16 protein-coding genes are annotated in these 17,858 nt (G+C 45.0%); 12 read left to right on the top strand and 4 right to left on the bottom strand.

Annotation, left to right across the window (positions count from 1 at the left end; all coding sequences use genetic code 11):
- Window positions 1–10: 10 nt before the first annotated feature.
- The 10 genes from trpD to EXZ60_RS02480 all read left to right on the top strand — a co-directional run bounded on the left by trpD (window position 11) and on the right by EXZ60_RS02480 (window position 8,598).
- Complete coding sequence (gene trpD, locus EXZ60_RS02525) at window positions 11–1,009, top strand: anthranilate phosphoribosyltransferase (RefSeq protein ID WP_088721135.1); 999 nt, start codon at window positions 11–13, stop codon at window positions 1,007–1,009.
- A 5-nt stretch (window positions 1,010–1,014) separates the two neighbouring features.
- On the top strand, window positions 1,015–2,424 hold the full coding sequence (trpCF, locus tag EXZ60_RS02520; RefSeq protein ID WP_277435235.1) for a bifunctional indole-3-glycerol-phosphate synthase TrpC/phosphoribosylanthranilate isomerase TrpF: 1,410 nt from the start codon (window positions 1,015–1,017) through the stop codon (window positions 2,422–2,424).
- A gap of 131 nt (window positions 2,425–2,555) precedes the next feature.
- A complete protein-coding gene (gene trpB, locus EXZ60_RS02515) occupies window positions 2,556–3,746 on the top strand; it encodes a tryptophan synthase subunit beta (protein WP_013857145.1) in 1,191 nt (396 codons plus the stop codon).
- Complete coding sequence (gene trpA, locus EXZ60_RS02510; protein WP_017047754.1) at window positions 3,746–4,552, top strand: tryptophan synthase subunit alpha; 807 nt, start codon at window positions 3,746–3,748, stop codon at window positions 4,550–4,552. Before trpB ends, trpA begins: the two co-directional genes overlap by 1 nt.
- Before the next feature lie 326 nt (window positions 4,553–4,878).
- Window positions 4,879–6,138 carry a dicarboxylate/amino acid:cation symporter gene (locus EXZ60_RS02505; protein WP_038171785.1) on the top strand — a complete coding sequence of 420 codons (1,260 nt, stop codon included), beginning with the start codon at window positions 4,879–4,881 and terminating at the stop codon, window positions 6,136–6,138.
- A 228-nt stretch (window positions 6,139–6,366) separates the two neighbouring features.
- Window positions 6,367–6,618 (top strand): hypothetical protein, encoded by a 252-nt coding sequence (locus EXZ60_RS02500; RefSeq protein ID WP_013857149.1) that lies wholly within the window; start codon window positions 6,367–6,369, stop codon window positions 6,616–6,618.
- Window positions 6,619–6,720: 102 nt separating this feature from the next.
- On the top strand, window positions 6,721–7,287 hold the full coding sequence (locus EXZ60_RS02495; RefSeq protein WP_017042013.1) for a septation protein A: 567 nt from the start codon (window positions 6,721–6,723) through the stop codon (window positions 7,285–7,287).
- 131 nt (window positions 7,288–7,418) lie between these two features.
- Window positions 7,419–7,820, top strand: a complete 402-nt coding sequence (gene yciA / locus EXZ60_RS02490) for an acyl-CoA thioester hydrolase YciA (protein WP_013857152.1) — start codon at window positions 7,419–7,421, stop codon at window positions 7,818–7,820.
- A 90-nt stretch (window positions 7,821–7,910) separates the two neighbouring features.
- Window positions 7,911–8,207 carry a YciI family protein gene (locus EXZ60_RS02485; RefSeq protein ID WP_013857153.1) on the top strand — a complete coding sequence of 99 codons (297 nt, stop codon included), beginning with the start codon at window positions 7,911–7,913 and terminating at the stop codon, window positions 8,205–8,207.
- A gap of 1 nt (window position 8,208) precedes the next feature.
- The gene (locus EXZ60_RS02480; protein WP_013857154.1) at window positions 8,209–8,598 is read left to right on the top strand and encodes a GspS/AspS pilotin family protein; all 390 of its coding nucleotides are present in this window, start codon (window positions 8,209–8,211) and stop codon (window positions 8,596–8,598) included.
- A 91-nt stretch (window positions 8,599–8,689) separates the two neighbouring features.
- On the opposite strand, the gene metE is transcribed toward EXZ60_RS02480, so the two are convergent.
- Window positions 8,690–10,984, bottom strand: coding sequence for a 5-methyltetrahydropteroyltriglutamate--homocysteine S-methyltransferase (gene metE, locus EXZ60_RS02475; protein WP_277435234.1), 2,295 nt, complete (start codon window positions 10,982–10,984; stop codon window positions 8,690–8,692).
- Window positions 10,985–11,295: 311 nt separating this feature from the next.
- Between metE and metR the strand changes: the two genes are divergently transcribed.
- Window positions 11,296–12,207 carry an HTH-type transcriptional regulator MetR gene (gene metR, locus EXZ60_RS02470; protein WP_038220098.1) on the top strand — a complete coding sequence of 304 codons (912 nt, stop codon included), beginning with the start codon at window positions 11,296–11,298 and terminating at the stop codon, window positions 12,205–12,207.
- A 73-nt stretch (window positions 12,208–12,280) separates the two neighbouring features.
- On the opposite strand, the gene EXZ60_RS02465 is transcribed toward metR, so the two are convergent.
- The 3 genes from EXZ60_RS02465 to EXZ60_RS02455 form a co-directional block, all read right to left on the bottom strand.
- Window positions 12,281–12,481: a DUF4250 domain-containing protein gene (locus EXZ60_RS02465; RefSeq protein WP_010316942.1), complete on the bottom strand. Its 201-nt coding sequence runs from the start codon at window positions 12,479–12,481 to the stop codon at window positions 12,281–12,283.
- A gap of 69 nt (window positions 12,482–12,550) precedes the next feature.
- On the bottom strand, window positions 12,551–13,231 hold the full coding sequence (locus EXZ60_RS02460; protein WP_017047761.1) for a hypothetical protein: 681 nt from the start codon (window positions 13,229–13,231) through the stop codon (window positions 12,551–12,553).
- A gap of 70 nt (window positions 13,232–13,301) precedes the next feature.
- Window positions 13,302–15,776 (bottom strand): EAL domain-containing protein, encoded by a 2,475-nt coding sequence (locus EXZ60_RS02455; protein ID WP_277435233.1) that lies wholly within the window; start codon window positions 15,774–15,776, stop codon window positions 13,302–13,304.
- 381 nt (window positions 15,777–16,157) lie between these two features.
- Here EXZ60_RS02455 and EXZ60_RS02450 point away from each other — a divergent pair, with 381 nt between their 5' ends.
- Entirely contained in the window at window positions 16,158–17,795 is a 1,638-nt protein-coding gene (locus EXZ60_RS02450; protein WP_277435232.1) for a trypsin-like serine protease, read from the top strand.
- Window positions 17,796–17,858: the final 63 nt, after the last annotated feature.

Genomic DNA, 17,858 nt, shown 5'->3' with positions numbered 1-17,858 from the left:
GGGATATTTTATGGAAAACATCATTAATAAACTTTACGCGCAGCAGTCGCTCTCGCAAGCAGAAAGCCAGCAACTGTTTGATGTCATCATCCGTGGTGAACTCGACTCTATTTTGATGGCAGCGGTATTGACGGCACTGAAAATCAAAGGTGAAACACCCGATGAAATTGCTGGCGCAGCCAAAGCATTATTGGCTAACGCGGCCCCGTTTCCAAGGCCAGACTATGATTTTGCAGACATAGTCGGCACTGGTGGTGATGGCTCAAATACTTTTAATATTTCAACCACCGCAGCATTTGTTGCTGCTGCCTGTGGCGTAAAAATTGCCAAACATGGTAATCGTGGAGTATCGAGCAAATCAGGCTCTTCTGATCTACTGGATTCATTTGGTATTAACCTTGCGATGAGCGCTGCAAATACTCGCCAAGCCATCGATGATTTGGGCGTCGCTTTCCTATTTGCGCCGCAATATCATGGTGGCGTGCGTCATGCGATGCCCGTGCGCCAAACCATGAAAACGCGCACTATCTTCAATATATTAGGACCGCTGATTAACCCCGCTCGCCCCAACATTGAACTGATGGGTGTTTACAGTAAAGAACTGGTTCTGCCTATTGCCCAAACCATGTTACAAATGGGACTGAAACGTGCAGCGGTCGTTCATGGCAGTGGTTTAGATGAAGTGGCGATTCATGGTGAAACCTTAGTGGCTGAAATTCGTGATGGACACATCATCGAATACACCTTAACACCTAAAGATTTTGGTGTTGAAAGCTACCCACTCGAAGCCATTCAAGGTGGTGAGCCTGCGGAGAATCGCGCCATTATCACCAACCTGCTGACTGGGAAAGGCACGCCAGCGCAACTGGCTGCCGTCGCTGTCAATGTGGCGCTGCTGCTGCGTCTTTTTGGCCAAGAAGATCTCAAAGCCAATACACAACAGGCCATTAGTGTAATGAACTCGGGCAAAGCCTATCAGCTTGTCCAACAACTGGCACAAAGAGGTTAAGCCCCATGCCTGAGCAACTTTCTGACCACATTTCAACCCAGCATACTCAAATGGCTGAAGTGTTGGCCAAAATCGTCAATGACAAATATGAATGGGTCGAGCAGCGTAAAACGCAGCAACCCTTGGGCAGCTTCGAACACTTATTAACCGCATCGGATCGCTCGTTTTATGATGCGTTAAATACGGGTAAAACCGCTTTTATTTTGGAGTGTAAAAAAGCCTCACCTTCCAAAGGGCTCATTCGCCAAGATTTTGATTTGGATTATATCGCTTCGGTTTACCATCAATATGCAGACGCCATTTCAGTTTTGACTGATGAAAAATATTTCCAAGGCAACCTCGAATTTCTGCCACGCGTTCGCGCGCAAGTAAGCCAACCTGTGATTTGCAAAGACTTTATGGTTGATGTTTATCAGGTTTATTTGGCTCGTCACTACAGTGCAGATGCCATTTTATTGATGCTGTCCGTCCTTGATGATCAACACTATCAAACGCTAGCCAATGTGGCTCACCAATTGGGTATGGGTATTTTAACCGAAGTGAGCAATGAGGAAGAGCTGCACCGGGCAGTCGCCTTGCAAGCAAAAGTTATTGGCATTAATAACCGCAACTTGCGCGATCTCTCAACCGATCTAAATCGCACTAAACAGCTGGCACCTTTACTCCCAGAAGGAACCATGATCATCTCGGAGTCTGGTATTTATACTCACCAACAAGTGCGTGAACTTTCGCAATACGCCAATGGATTTTTAATCGGCAGCTCGTTAATGGCCGAAGAAAATTTAGAGCTAGCGGTACGTAAAGTGACGCTCGGCGAAAACAAAGTGTGCGGCTTAACTCATGCTGACGATGCGGCCAAAGCCTATCAAGCTGGAGCCGTGTTTGGTGGCTTAATTTTTGTGCCGCAATCCAAACGCTATGTCGACTTGGACAATGCACGTTTGACGATGAGCGGCGCGCCGCTGCGCTACGTGGGCGTGTTTCAAAATCACACTATTGAAGCCATTACGCAGATTGCTACGACGTTAAAACTCTTTGCGGTGCAACTGCATGGCGAAGAAGATCAAGCCTATGTTGACCAATTGAGAGCTCACTTACCTAGCCAGATTGAAATCTGGAAAGCTTATGGCGTGAGCGACTGCCTACCGACCAAGCTTGAGCGCCACATTGACCGTCACTTATTCGATGCCAAAGTAGGAACGCAATCTGGCGGCACTGGCCAACGTTTTGACTGGCAATTACTAACCGAGGTAAACGATGTCATGTTGGCGGGTGGCTTATCCCCTGAAAATGCTCAGCAAGCAGCAAACATCGGTTGTTTAGGGCTCGATCTCAATTCAGGTGTTGAGAGCGAACCGGGGAAAAAAGACTTACACAAGCTAACCCTAGTGTTCGACGCTATTCGGCAGTACTAACACTAAATCGATTCCCATTGGCTTGAAAAGCGAGTAACTCACCCAGCCGCAAGGTCAAGTAGCAAGGGATAACAACAGATTCATTACCACTGAATCACTCAGTAGTAACACAGAGACTAAGGATACGAATCATGGCAAAACTCGATGCCTATTTTGGCGAATACGGTGGTCAATACGTTCCACAAATTTTAGTACCAGCGCTTGACCAATTGGAACAAGCTTTTATTGATGCGCAGGAAGATCCTGAATTTCGTGCTGAATTCATGACGTTACTACAAGAGTATGCAGGTCGGCCAACGGCGCTAACTTTGACGCGAAACCTCACGAAAGGCACAAAAACCAAATTGTATTTAAAACGTGAAGACTTATTGCACGGTGGCGCACACAAAACTAACCAAGTACTTGGTCAGGCACTGCTTGCTAAGCGTATGGGTAAACATGAAATTATTGCCGAAACAGGCGCAGGGCAACATGGTGTTGCAACAGCGTTGGCCTGCGCACTACTGGGGCTAAAATGTCGCGTTTATATGGGTGCAAAAGATGTTGAACGCCAAAGCCCCAACGTGTTTCGTATGAAGCTAATGGGGGCAGAAGTGATCCCCGTTCATTCAGGATCAGCAACACTTAAAGATGCGTGCAATGAAGCGCTACGTGACTGGTCTGCCACCTATGAAACCACCCACTATTTATTAGGTACAGCAGCGGGTCCTCACCCATTTCCAACCATAGTCCGTGAATTTCAACGTATGATTGGCGAAGAAACGAAACTGCAAATTTTGGCTCGCGAAGGTCGTTTACCGGATGCGGTACTTGCTTGTGTCGGCGGCGGTTCGAACGCGATTGGCATGTTTGCTGACTTTATTGAAGAAAAGAATGTCCGTTTGATTGGCATTGAGCCAGCCGGAAAAGGCATTCATACCCACCAGCATGGCGCGCCATTAAAGCACGGCAAGACAGGTATTTTCTTCGGTATGAAATCACCTTTGATGCAAGATGAAAACGGGCAAGTGGAAGAGTCTTACTCGGTGTCCGCTGGGCTTGATTTCCCTTCTGTTGGCCCTCAGCACGCTCATCTTTATGCGACAGGCCGCGCTGAGTACGAAAGCATTACCGATGACGAAGCACTCGATGCTTTCCAATCGATCGCACGTAACGAAGGCATTATTCCCGCGCTGGAATCATCACATGCGGTTGCTTACGCCGTGAAGATGGCGTATGCCGAGCCAGAAAAAGAGCAGTTATTGGTCGTGAATCTATCCGGTCGCGGCGATAAAGATATTTTCACCGTCCATAAACTATTAGAAGAGAAAGGAGCGCTGTAATGGATCGCTATCAAACCCTATTTCAGCGTTTAGCTGACAACAATCAAGGTGCGTTTGTTCCATTTGTGACCATCGGGGACCCAGATCCAGAGCAATCACTGCGCATCATGCAAACGCTAGTGGAAGCAGGAGCAGACGCATTAGAACTCGGTATCCCTTTCTCTGATCCGCTCGCTGATGGCCCAACCATCCAAGGGGCGAATATTCGTGCACTGGATGCAGGGACGACTCCAGATATCTGCTTTGAGTTGATAACCAAAATTCGCGCGCAATATCCCGACCTGCCTATCGGACTACTCATGTATGCCAACCTAGTTTATTCACGCGGCATCGAGAACTTCTACCAACGCTGTAAAAATGCAGGTGTGGATTCAGTATTGATCGCCGATGTTCCGACTAATGAAAGCCGTGAATTTGTCGCGGCGGCAGACAAATACGGGATTCAACCCATTTTCATCGCACCACCCACCGCCAGTGATGAGACCCTAGCCGCGGTCGCCAAACTTGGCCGTGGCTATACTTATCTACTGTCTCGATCCGGTGTGACAGGAGCAGAAACAAAAGCCAATATGCCAGTACATGCCTTGTTGGAAAGACTAAACCAATTTGATGCCCCACCCGCATTGCTTGGGTTTGGGATATCAGAACCTGAGCAAGTCAAACAGGCCATCACCGCCGGTGCCGCTGGCGCAATATCGGGATCCGCAGTGGTGAAAATTATTGAACAACGACTTAATCAGCCAGATGAAATGTTAACGACTCTCAGCCATTTCGTTTCCAGCATGAAAGCAGCGACGTTGAAATAAATTGGTTTACAGCAAAAACCAACCCGATCGATTTCTGAGTCAAACCAAGAAATCGATCTTTTTTTTAACATTTACGCCTCGCCAAATTCATTCATAAAACACAAATCAACCACTCATTGAATTGACAAAATAAATAGCAAACGTTTTCTTTTTGAAAAAACCACGTTTCATGTCAATGAACTATCAATAATCTTGTCAATTTACCTTGTTACCATATTGCTAAATGTAAAATATCCGTGTAAAAAGCTAGTCGAAATATTTATCCACCGATTGATATTTATGTAGTGGGTAACACTAGGAATTTACAATTAATTAGCACAGAGGTTATGGAAGTGTTAAACAAAAAGAGTTTGTTAAGCAACATTGGCGTGCAAGTCGTCATTGCAATGATCATTGGTACTGCCGTTGGTGCCATGATGGGACACGATGCGGCCGTCTTTTCGCCACTGGGTGTCATTTTTATCAACCTAATTAAGATGCTGGTGATCCCACTGGTGGCCGTTGCGCTTATTTCCGGTGCTGCGGGCCTTGGTAATAGCCACGCGGCGGGTAAAGTCGGTTTTGTCACACTCAGCTTTTTTGCGGTCACTTCCGCACTCGCCGTGACACTGGCACTGGTAATGGGCGAAGTCTTCCAACCGGGTATCGGCGTCGATATTTCGGGCGTTGAAGGTATGTTTTCTGCCGAATACGCAGCAAAAGGTGAACTACCTACTTTTTGGGCAACCATTACGGGTATGATCCCAACCAACGTTTTCCAGTCACTGAATAATGCCAACATTCTACAAATCCTTGTTTTTTGCTTGTTCTTTGGCATTGCCATTTCTAAACAGAGCAAAGAAAAACGTGACCCGATCATCAATGGCGTAAACACTATTGTTGATGCCATGGTGTGGATGATCAACAAAGTGATGATCATCGCGCCTATCGGTGTATTCGGTTTGATGGCTGAAGCCGTCGGCACGTTTGGCTTTGGTGCATTGATGGTGGTATTTAAACTGTTTGTCGTTTATGTCGCGGCTATTTTAATTTTCGGCTTTATTGCTTACCCGCTGATGATTCAGGTCTTAACCAAGACTTCGGCTAAGAAATTTATCCTTGCGATGAAAAAGCCTCAAGCCGTAGCCCTTTCAACCGCGTCATCAATGGCGACACTCCCTGTCACTATGGATACCGTAGAACACGACCTTGGCGTACGCAACTCAACTGCCGCCTTTGTTCTGCCGTTAGGTGCTACCATCAACATGTCTGGCAACGCCATCTATTATGGTTTAGTTGCAATTTTCTTCGCCCAGCTATTCAATATTGATCTCTCGATGGGCGCTTACATTGCCATCATCGTAACAGCGACACTGGGCGCCGTCGGTCAGGCAGGTGTTCCTGGTCCTTCTTTCCTTGTAGTAGCCGTTTTGCTAGCGGCTGGAATTCCAATTGAAGGTTTACCACTACTCTTCGCCCTAGACCGTATCTTCGACATGATCCGTACCGCGCTCAACATCACAGGGGATGCCGCGTGTGCCGTTATTGTTGATGCTTTGATTGAAGAAGAAGCCACTGAGGCCTCATTGAAGCAGCAAAAAGCCTAACTCATCACAGAGCATCATTGATCCAATACAAGCCGCATCCTATGCGGCTTTCTTTTTGCATCGCAATTTGCAAAAAAAACAGTTCTCATACTAAAGTTAATCATTAAAGCGCCCTATGACTGACGATAAAGTTGGCATTGCGATTGCTATAATAAACGACACCTCTTTCGTGCCACATAGCAGCGGCAAACTTTTGGCGTTAGCACGAATCGACTTGGAGTATGAGTAATGGATATTGATCGTGATACTTATTATGGTTTGATTCACCACGGGATCCGAGAATTGGTTATCGATCGGATTGGCCATTTCAGTGAATTTGAATACCACCAATATCTAGGCTTAATTACTGGCAAAGATTCCTGTTTTTCAATGACAGATGAAGAATTGCAGATAGCCGTCGCCAATTTAAAAAGTGAAGGCTATTTAGAAGACATGAAACGAGCAATACCACAACTTGAAACCAGCGGCTGGGAACGCTGATCCATTTCTAGTTAATTTGTTTCGAATTGTCTCTTTCTATTTAGCTCTGACACGGTTTTGGTTAGACTGTGCGCAACGTTTAAATCGGAAGCATGAACACGAATGAAACAACTTATTGATTTTATACCACTCATCATCTTTTTTGCCCTTTTCAAGATGTACGACATCTATGTCGCCACAGGGGCACTTATCGTGGCCAGTGCGGTACAGATTGCCCTGACCTACGCACTGTATAAGAAAGTTGAAAAAATGCAGATCATCACGTTTTTGATGGTGACTATCTTCGGTGGTATGACGATTTTCTTTCACGATGACAATTTCATTAAATGGAAAGTCACCATTGTTTACGTTGTTTTTGCCTTGGGCTTGACCATCAGCCACATCATGGGCAAATCAGCCATTAAAGGAATGCTTGGCAAAGAGCTAACCTTACCTGAACACGTATGGGCAAAAATCAACTGGGCGTGGGTTTTCTTTTTCAGCGTTTGCGCTGTACTAAACATCTACATTGCATATCAACTGCCATTGGATGTTTGGGTCAACTTCAAAGTATTTGGCTTATTAGCCGCAACTTTTGTTTATACCTTATTAACGGGTGTTTTTATCTACAAACACCTGCCAAAAGAGAAGCAAGTTTCCGAGAGCAAACCCTCCTCGCACGAGCACTGATTGCACTAACCTTCTCGCTAGGATTCATTCAGAGGACTCTTTAAGTGCAAAACAGGCTGTCTTTGGTATAATCCGTCCCTATTTTTCAGCGACCACTTTGGTCGCTGTTTTGTTGTTGTGGATGTCGAAAAATGAATCAGGAAAATAGCGCCCCAAGAGGCCAATTATTGCTACGCACCTTAGCCATGCCAGCAGATACTAACGCCAACGGTGACATTTTCGGCGGTTGGATCATGTCTCAACTCGACTTGGCTGGCGCAATTTTAGCCAAAGAGATCTCATTTGGCCGCGTTGTCACTGTGTCTGTTTCTAGCATTACGTTTAAAAAACCCGTCAAGGTAGGTGATGTAGTGTGTTGTTATGGTGAATGCACCAAAATTGGCCGCACTTCAATGTCCGTCAATCTTGAAGTATGGGTAAAACCCATCAAATACGACAGCGTGGGCGATCGTTTCCAAGTATGTGAAGCAACCTTCAATTATGTCGCCATTGATACCGATGGCCGCCCTCGACCGATTAAGCCTAGCAACTGATCACAGAAATTCAGTTTGGTTGCTTTCAATACGCGCCAGTTTCAGTACAGTAAGGCCTCGACTTCATTATCAAACAATAAGGATATCAATATGTGGTACGTTATTTTCTCTCAAGACGTAGAAAACTCGTTGGAAAAACGCATGAGTGTCCGGCCACAACATTTAGAGCGCTTACAAACCTTGCAAGATGAAGGTCGTCTATTAACTGCAGGACCAATGCCAGCAATTGATTCGGAGAATCCAGCAGAAGCTGGGTTTACGGGGTCAACAGTCATCGCTGAGTTTGATTCGTTAAGACAAGCTCAAGCATGGGCGGATGCCGATCCTTATGTTGCTGCCGGTGTGTATCAACATGTTATCGTTAAACCCTTCAAGAAAGTGTTTTAAGATGAAAGTCATTCTCTGTGCTCTGTTTACAACACTGGTACTGGTGGGTTGTAGCTCGAATGGTGATCAGCAAAAATATTTGGAAGCCGTAGCCAGTAATCGCGCGAATGTGATTAGTGCTGAGTTACCCTTAGAGTTTGGGCCTTTGTCCGTGATGCGTGCCAGTGCTAAAGGCAGTACGGTGGAAATTATGATGATTTACAATGAGGATCAAAAAGGAGCAAAGCCGATTGATCAAGTGTTGAAAACCAGCATCAATACCTACTGCTCGGATTCAACCACACGCGCTAACCTCGACCTCGGCTTAACTTATCGAATTAAAATGCGCAATACGCGGGGCCAACTTGTTGTGGACCAATTCATTAGTAAAGCAACTTGTTCGGCACAATAGTCCTCCCCTTATTAGTGATGACCACTCATCAACCACTTTATTCGTAAAAAACAGAGGCTTCATTTGAGGCCTCTGTCAAGATTAATGTAGCTTAACTTTGCTCGGGTTTAAGCTCTTTGCGCAGCGCTTTAGCTGCTGACACTAAGTTGGTCAGTGCTGCCTCCACTTCATTCCAATTGCGCGTTTTTAAGCCGCAATCAGGGTTAACCCATAATCTCTCTGCTGGAATTTTTTCCGCCGCTTTACGCAACAAACCTTCAATCCACTCTTGAGAGGGAATGTTTGGCGAGTGAATATCGTACACACCTGGGCCAATTTCATTCGGGTAGTTAAACTCTTCAAACGCTTTGAGCAGTTCCATATTCGAGCGAGAAGTTTCAATCGTAATCACATCGGCATCCAGTGCCGCTACTGAGTCAATGATTTCATTAAATTCGCTGTAACACATGTGAGTGTGGATCTGCGTTTCGGGTTTCGCACTCGCCGCCGCAATTTTAAATGCCTCAACTGCCCACGCCAGATATGCTTGATGGTCACGCTTCTTCAATGGCAATCCTTCACGAATCGCAGGTTCATCAATTTGGATGATGTTAATGCCCGCTTGCTGCAGGTCTGCCACTTCATCACGCAAAGCGAAAGCCAATTGCTGTGTGATGGTTTGACGAGAAATATCTTCACGAGGAAACGTCCAGCATAAAATCGTTACAGGCCCAGTCAACATTCCTTTCATTTGCTTCGCAGTCAATGATTGAGCATAAGTAGACCACTCCACCGTAATCGGTTTTTCACGTTCAATATCGGCCACCACGATAGCCGGTTTTACGCAGCGTGAGCCGTAACTTTGCACCCAGCCAAATTGTGTAGTCTGGAAACCGGCTAAGTTTTCGGCAAAGTACTCCACCATGTCGTTACGCTCAGCTTCACCGTGCACTAACACATCGAGATCAAGTGCCTCTTGACGTTTTACTGCATCGGCAATGTGCCCTTTCAATGCATTGATATAATCAGCGTGTGCCAGTTTACCTTGACGGTAAGCACTGCGCTGATGACGGATCTCACTCGTTTGAGGGAATGAGCCTATGGTTGTCGTTGGCAAAAATGGCAACCCTAACACTTCAGCTTGGTGATGAGCGCGCTCTGAATAAGGTGCACTGCGCTCAGAGAGTGCCGCCGTTATGCTGTTGACTCTCGCCTGTACATGCGGTTTATTAACGTGAGTTGCCGTTTTACGTGCAAGTATCGGTTGGCTATAAGTTTCACAGGCCAGAATCGCCGCGTCATCACCGTCCAGTGCCTTACCAAGTAAAGCAACTTCTGTCACTTTTTGTTTGGCAAATGCAAACCAACTTTGTACTTCATCACTGAGCTGCTGCTCAAGATCTAAATCAACTGGGCTATGCAAGAGTGAACACGAACTCGCAATCCACAGACGATCCCCCAGTTGCTGCTTCACTGGCTGTAAACGAGCCAATAACGTCGCAAGATCGGCGCGCCACACATTGCGTCCATTGACCACACCTGCCGAAAGTACCCAATTTTTGGGCAATTTCTCTAGTACCGCGTTCAATTGATCGGCAGAAGCGGAGAGATCGATGTGCAATCCATTTACTGGTAGCTCAATGATTTTATCGAGCGTATCAAGCACCGAATCAAAATAAGTAGTCAGTAACAGTTTTACATCGCCAGCGATCACTTGATAAGCCAACTTAAATGCATCTTGCCACTTTGATTCTAGCTCTAACGCTAAAATAGGCTCATCGATTTGTACCCATTCCACTCCTTGTTTAGCAAGCTTAGCTAAAATTGCTTGATAAGCGGTCAATAAACGAGGCAGTAAGGTCAGGCGATCAAATCCCTCTTCGACCTCTTTACCCAAGTAGAGGTAGCTCAGCGGGCCAAGCAGTACAGGCTTAACTTGGTGGCCTGCTTTCGACGCTTCATTGACTTCCTCAAACAGTTGAGGCCAGCTGACTTCGAACGTATCGTCTTGGCTGAACTCCGGCACAAGGTAGTGATAATTGGTATTAAACCATTTAGTCATATCAGAAGCTGCACTTCCGCTACAGCCGCAACCCGCTTGTGATTGACCACGTCCAACGCGAAAGAGTGTATCTAAATCAGGAAAGCCGTTTTTATGGCGTTTAGGAACGTGTCCAAGGAGCAATGTGGTTGTGAGTACGTGATCGTACCAAGCGAAATCGCCTACGGTTGAAAAACTCAGACCCGCTTGTTGCTGCTCAGCCCAGTTTTTCTGACGAATGTCATGCCCTACTTGCAGTAACTGCGCTTGATCGCTTTCGCCACGCCAATATTTTTCTAACGCAAATTTCAGTTCGCGTTTTTCACCAATGCGTGGATAACCTAAGATGTGAGTCGTCGTTGTCATGTCCCTAGTCCTTTTGCTGTTGATCGTGTCTGATTCTTTATCGCATTAGATAAAGATGTCTGGATGGCCAGACTATCCATCTAAACTGACCCACAGACAAGGTGCAATTATTCAACTTGTTTATTAAAAAAATTCATGTTGATTGCAGAGAGCTTTAATTGACATCAAGATAAATAGACGTCTAGATGTTTACAGCTCCATATTAAAAGCGTAACTTAGCTCAGAACAGCAGAATGGTCACCGTGTTGATGCGACCCACGATATTGGTATCAACCACCGTTCTCTCAAAGGAATGAAGGAAAATAATGGCAATGATTGAACTTAAGCATCTGAAGACTTTAGTTTCTTTAAGGGACAGCGGCTCACTCACCTCAACAGCTACCGCGCTCCATTTGACGCAATCGGCCCTTTCACATCAGATTAAAGATCTCGAAACACGCATTGGCGGGCCACTGTTTCTACGTAAAACTCGCCCAGTGAAATTTACCTCAGAAGGAGAGATCCTACTGAAACTGGCTGACGAGATCCTGCCAAAGCTGGCCAGAGCTGAAAATGATTTAGCCAGTTTGAAAGAAGACGTCAATGGGCGCTTACACATGGCGATTGAATGTCACTCTTGCTTTCAATGGTTGATGCCAGCGCTGCGCGAATATCAGCTTGCTTGGCCAAGTGTGACGTTAGATTTTTCGTCCGGCTTTGGCTTTGAACCTTTACCCGCATTGCTGGCCGGCGAACTTGATTTGGTCATCACTTCCGATATTTTGCCTCGCTCAGAGGTACATTACGAACCACTCTTTGATTTTGAAATGCGCCTTATCACCTCTACAACTCACCCACTTGCGGGAAAATCGGTGATTGAACCAGAGGCTCTCGCCTCACAAACGATGCTCACTTACCCCGTACAAAAGCAGCGTTTGGATGTGGTGAAACACTTTCTACAACCTGCTAGTGTTGAACCCGCGAAGTGGAAACAAGCCGACAACACTTTGATGCTAGTACAAATGGTCTCTGCTGGATTAGGTGTGGCAGCACTGCCAAATTGGGCCATCAGCGAGTTCTCTAGGCAGGGGCTTATCACCAGCAAGCCACTAGGGAAAGGTTTATGGCGTCGACTATTTGCCGCAACACGCCACAGCGAAAAAGATCGCCACTATTTACAAGCTTTTTTTGCCACCGCGCGCCAACAATGCAAAAGCCACCTTGACGGGATCAAGATGGCTTAAACTATTCGTCGTGTCGACATGGCTATTTGAATGACAGTGCGGTTAGTTAACTGTCACTGCACGCTGCTTAGCACTAGCGTTGGTTCGCTTTAAATTGGTTGGTCAGTGGGTCGTATTGGTAGCCTAAAACATCCAGCTTACCGACTACATTTTCTCTATCCATTTCATACATACTGGCAAGCTCTTCGAAGCTGTCACACTCTAAGCGTAGCTTCTCATTGACGATGCCAAGTAATATATTGCTATCAAAACGGCTGACGTTACTCAAATCCATGGCTCACTCCTATAGCAAAGAGACCACTAAAGACTAGCGGTAAAATTCGCACTAAAGAGTGACCCAGGTCTAGAGATTAAACAAACCTTGAAAACAAATACTGGCTGCCAGCATCAATAACAAGGCTGCCGTTAATTGAATTTTCTCAGCGCTTTTGGCAAACAGGATATGCCAGCACCACACGATAATACCTGCAATCATGAAACCGAATGTCGTTAGTAACGGCAATGTTGCTTGAGCCAACGTTTCATCATCTAACCCGTACGCGTGCGGCACAACGCATAAAGCTATCCCCATCGAGCAGAGAATGCCCACAACGGGTAGAACTCGATGGAAAGCTTGTAAACGCGAGCGCGCTATCGTTAGTAGAAGGTGCGAGAAACTCGCGCCCAACAAACCAACCAACAGCAACATGGCGATAGAAGCTGACCAATGACCCTGCTCTGATATCTGAATCGCGACATAAGCCAAGGCAAGGCCATTCGCCAAATACAGTGCCCATAACGGGCCTTCATCTCGAGTTTTCTTGGTTTGAACTTGTGAATAGAAATAGAAAATGGAAAAGACGACCAAAAAGGCTTCAATTTTTAGTGAAGCCACTGCCAACCAAAGCACACCAATGGCTGGCAAGACGCGATGAATACGGCCACGTTGTCCAGGACAAATATCCCCTTTGACCAGCACTAACGTCAGTAAGATTTGCGCACCGAGCAGCATGGGTGAAAAAACAGAAAGTAAGGTTTGAATCATAATCTAAACATCATCTGGAAACATCTGGCCGCGATAATAGCAAAGAGTAAGCGCGGATGCCCAGAGAAGGTTACTGACTTTCGGCCAAATACCTCAGCACGTCCGCTTGAGTCAATAAGCCTTTGTAACGAGTGTTATCGACCAGTACCCATGGAAAATCATGTCCTTTTTCGATCAAATTCACCACTTGATTTAGATCGGTGTACGCGTCAAGCTGAGTGAAATGAAATTTCATGATCTGACTCACGGGCTTACGCCATACGGCCGCTTCACGCGTGGTTTCAAGATCGGTTCCCATGTTCGGCGTCAGATATAAATTGAGTGAGGCCACATCGACGATGCCAACACACTCTCCTTGATTGACGACTGGCAGCACATCAACTTTAGTCGATTTAATATACTGATAAGCAAGAGAGATTGGCTCACTGGGATCCAAATGTGGTTTCCCCTCTTTGAACAGATTGAGCAAACAGTTGGGCTTTCGCTTTTGTTCTACTTTATCGCCCGAATACGCAAAACGATTACGATACTCCTTGGCCCGAACCAGTTCCTTAAGCGGTAGTGGTTTTGAAAAAATATAGCCTTGTATGTAGTCAATGCCCAATGATTTAAGCACCCAAACCTCATGCTCTGTTTCTACTCCCTCGGCAACCACTTTCACGCCGAGTGTGTGCGATAGCTCAGTGATCATTTTAACAATACTGTATTTATTGCTGTTGACCTGAATGTCCGTGACAAACTCGCGATCTATTTTTAAATAATCAAAATTGCAATCGCTGAGGTAGGTAAAAGAGGAATAACCCGTACCAAAATCATCAATCGCAACCGTTACGCCGCGCGATCGAAGAGCATTGAGGGCATCAGCCTGATGAGATTGGCTATCAAAATAGGCGCTTTCGGTTAGCTCAATGGTGACTGACTGAGGCGTATCCGTGTAGCGATCAATGATCTCCATGGTATTGGCTAAAATCTGCGTCGCATCCATTTTGGTATTTAAAGAGCGGTTGATCGTTACCCCAACACCTTGGCCAAACAAGGTTTTTATCTTTGGTAAATCTTGCAAAGACAAAATACTGACACAACGATCAAGCTCGGCAATCAAATCTAACTCTTCCGCTATATTAATCATTTCTTGCGTGGTAAAAGGTAAATCGGGCACAGGCTTAAAACGGCATAACGCTTCAAATTTCGCAATGTTCCATGTTTTAGTATCGACAATCGGTTGGTAGTGTATTTCCAATTCCTTCTGCGCAATCGCTTTGGCGACTCTGTCTTCCAAGTTTTTTCTGCGTTTCACTTGTTGATGTATTTCACTGTGATAGAAACTGATGTTACGCGCTTCCCCTGCATGTTGTTCAAGCATCGCTTGCATCGCATGCGTCAACATTCGAGCTGGCGTTTTTGCATCGAACCCTAAAACAGACACACCAATTCGGCCATTAATAATCGCGGTATGTGAGCTGGATTCGTTCTTTAACTCTTTCATAAAGCGCCGGATCGCATCTTGGATGAGACGAAAATCTGTGTGTTTTTTGCACTCTGAACAGCTCAAACTCACTAAATAAATATCTTTTCCCACATAGCCCACCAACTTAGCTTCTTTAGATCGCGTCAAAAAGCTGGAAAGCATTAAAGTTTCTATATGGTGTCGATCTGATTCAAACGCAGGTTGAAAAGCCAAAACAATTTGTGTTTGGCCTTGGGGGTTCTCCACGCAATATGTTTCGAGCAAGGCTTTAAACTTTTGTTCGGTAGGCAGTTGCGTCAAAAGATCGATATCCCCAAGTGCCGTATCAGCTACGCGGTGAAGATTATCGGCTAAATCAAGTGTCATCCCTACAAAAAACACTCGGCCATCTTGCAGGACGATTTTTTGAATCGTTAATTCTTGTGGTGCAACCAGCCCAGATGCCCGACGATTGAGAATGACACCGCTCCAATGATCTTTGGTGTTGATGTCGTGCCACATCGATTGGTAAAACTCTTTGGAATGCTTGCCTGCATTAAATAGGTTGGCTTTTAATCCAAGTAGCTCATTTTGTTTGAAACCTGAATGCTGCTCAAAATAGTGGTTACAAGCCAAAACCCGCGTTTGATCGTCGGTTAGGATCAAACCATGATGTGTATTATCAAACACTCCTTCAAAAAGCTTGGCCACCTCTTGCAATGATTCCAGTTTGAGCAGCGGTCGAATCGTACCTTGCAACCACGTGAGAGAAGTACGTTCGATAAAAATCTCCACATAAGTTAACGCCTGATCCAAAATAACAAGGTTGCAATTTAAGGCATGGCTTTTGCCACTTTCAATCACATACTTGAAGCAGTGCTTCATCTCTGCAGCTTTGCTCGGCGTCATATAAAGCAAGAGTTCTTGAATATTGGCTATCGAAACACTGGAATGAAGTAACTCATTCGCCGCTTTCAGATCACAAATAAACTCGGAAGTCGTCAGGTTAAACGACCAGTCAATCGCATCATATCGAGCCACTGGCGGTTCTCGAAGCACTGCCTTTTCTCGTAGCTCTTGAGAATTTACCTGTGTCATATTCACTCCAACTTATTCAAATTATTTACTATTGACCTTTACAGCATAGAGTAAAACTTAATCGCAAGTCGTGAGTTAGCACTAATGATGTAAATGCAGTTGCTTATTTATTATTTTAGGCCAGACAAGCCATATAAAAAACGCCGAACATCAATACACCTCAAAAGGAGTAGCCTAGAACTATCGTAATCAAAAGAAAATAATGAACAAAAAATGACCGGAGCGTTCATTTTATAAGCTACCGAAATACATTAACTTGCCTTATCTGATTAATATATCTTGTCGATATGATAATTATCATTGATTGACGAGATTCATTAGCCCCTATATGGTACCGTTCCCACACCCAAGAGGTGCTGGGAAAACTAATCCGAGGTACTCATGAACAAACCCCTTTTTTCAGTCGCGCTAGGAGCGCTTCTGTTTACATCTTTTCAGTTCAGTGCTTCTGGAACGGAATCCGGAATATCAACTAGAATCATTAATGGCGCACCTACAGTAGCACATGAGTTTCCCTTTATGGTTGCTCTGCACCGTGGGGAATACAAAGACAGCTTTTGTGGTGGTAGCTACTTGGGTGGTAAGTATGTGCTTACAGCCGCTCACTGTGTTACGAAGGAAAAAGCATACCTTGCACCTAATGCGGAAGATATCCAAGTCACGGTAGGAACAAACGACCTGTATTCAACGGCCGGATATCGAGTAAAAGTTAAGCAAATTTATTACCATGAAGACTATAACGCAACTTTAAACCGTAACGATATTGCCATTCTCGAATTAGAGCGCACGTTACCCATCAAAGCAATTACTCGGCCTACTGTTAGTTTATTTGATGCACTAGTTGAGGGCTCAGCTATGCAAATTATTGGCTTTGGTACAACGAAATACGACCTAGATACTTTGCAATCCAGCAATCCCTCTTCAGTCTTGCGTAAAGCAGAAGTGTCGTTAATGGATACGGAACGATGCAAAAATTTGGGTCCTGCTAGCTATGCGAATATCGAAAATGATGTTTTTTGTACGACCAGTTTCCCGCAAGATACCTGCCAAGGTGATAGCGGTGGCCCTATTTTCGTTAAATCAGGCACTGATTTTATTCAATATGGCGTTGTCAGTTGGGGACTTGGTTGTGGATTTAAATCTACAGCTGGCGTTTATGCAAAAGTCGACCATTTTAATGATTGGCTGACTAAAAGAACGTCCAATGTTTCTTTCCGACAAACTCAACTCAAAGACGAGATTAAGTATGGAACTCATACCCATCGCTTTCATTTTGTAAACAACTCTAGTGAGGCTATTACCGCAAACAACGTCACACTATCTCCAGCTTCTGCAAATATCACAGACCAAAACTGTTCGCTAGGCTTGGATCCGAGTAGCCAATGTTATGTTGATGTTTCTTATACCATTGATTCAATGACACCAGCTGATGTGCGCTTAGAGATTGAAACTAACAGCACACTAAATTTAGGAATCGTGACTTCATCATTAAAGTTCAAAACAATTTTTGAAGCAGCCTCGCAAGACTTGAGCAGCTTAATCGCTGTACCTAACGCTAGTATTAACGTCAGTAGAAATCCTTGGATAGAAGAGGGTGGTTGGTTACGCTCAGCACCGATGGCCGAGGCGGAACAATCCGTACTGCAGTTGGAAAATGTTCCACAAGGAAAATTACACTTTGATTTCCAAGTATCATCAGAAAGCGGAGACTTATTCATTGCTAAGGTTAATGGTGTTAAATATATTATGGAATATGGAGAAAAAAGTGGCAGTAAGACACTCTACCTCAACAAAGACTTTAACAACATACGCTTTGAATACATAAAAAAATCCGATAAAGGAAGTGGTACCGATGCGGCTTACATCAAAAATTTGAAATATGAAAAGCCTTACTCCTTTACCTTACCCCCACTTTCAGGAGGTTCAGGCGGCGGTAGTACTGGAGGTAGTACTGGTGGCATGACTTTATTGTCAATGTTGGCAGCCTTATTGATTCGACGTCGTTACATGAGCCACTAACTCTTGTCTAAAGGTCAACCCGTTTTATTACTGGTTGACCTTTTTACTATTGGTGCATCCTTT

The sequence above is a fragment of the Vibrio sp. 1151_11 genome, from assembly GCF_029478525.1.
Taxonomy (GTDB): domain Bacteria; phylum Pseudomonadota; class Gammaproteobacteria; order Enterobacterales; family Vibrionaceae; genus Vibrio; species Vibrio anguillarum.
Note: the sequence above shows the minus strand (reverse complement) of the source record. Positions and strands in the feature narration are given on the sequence as shown.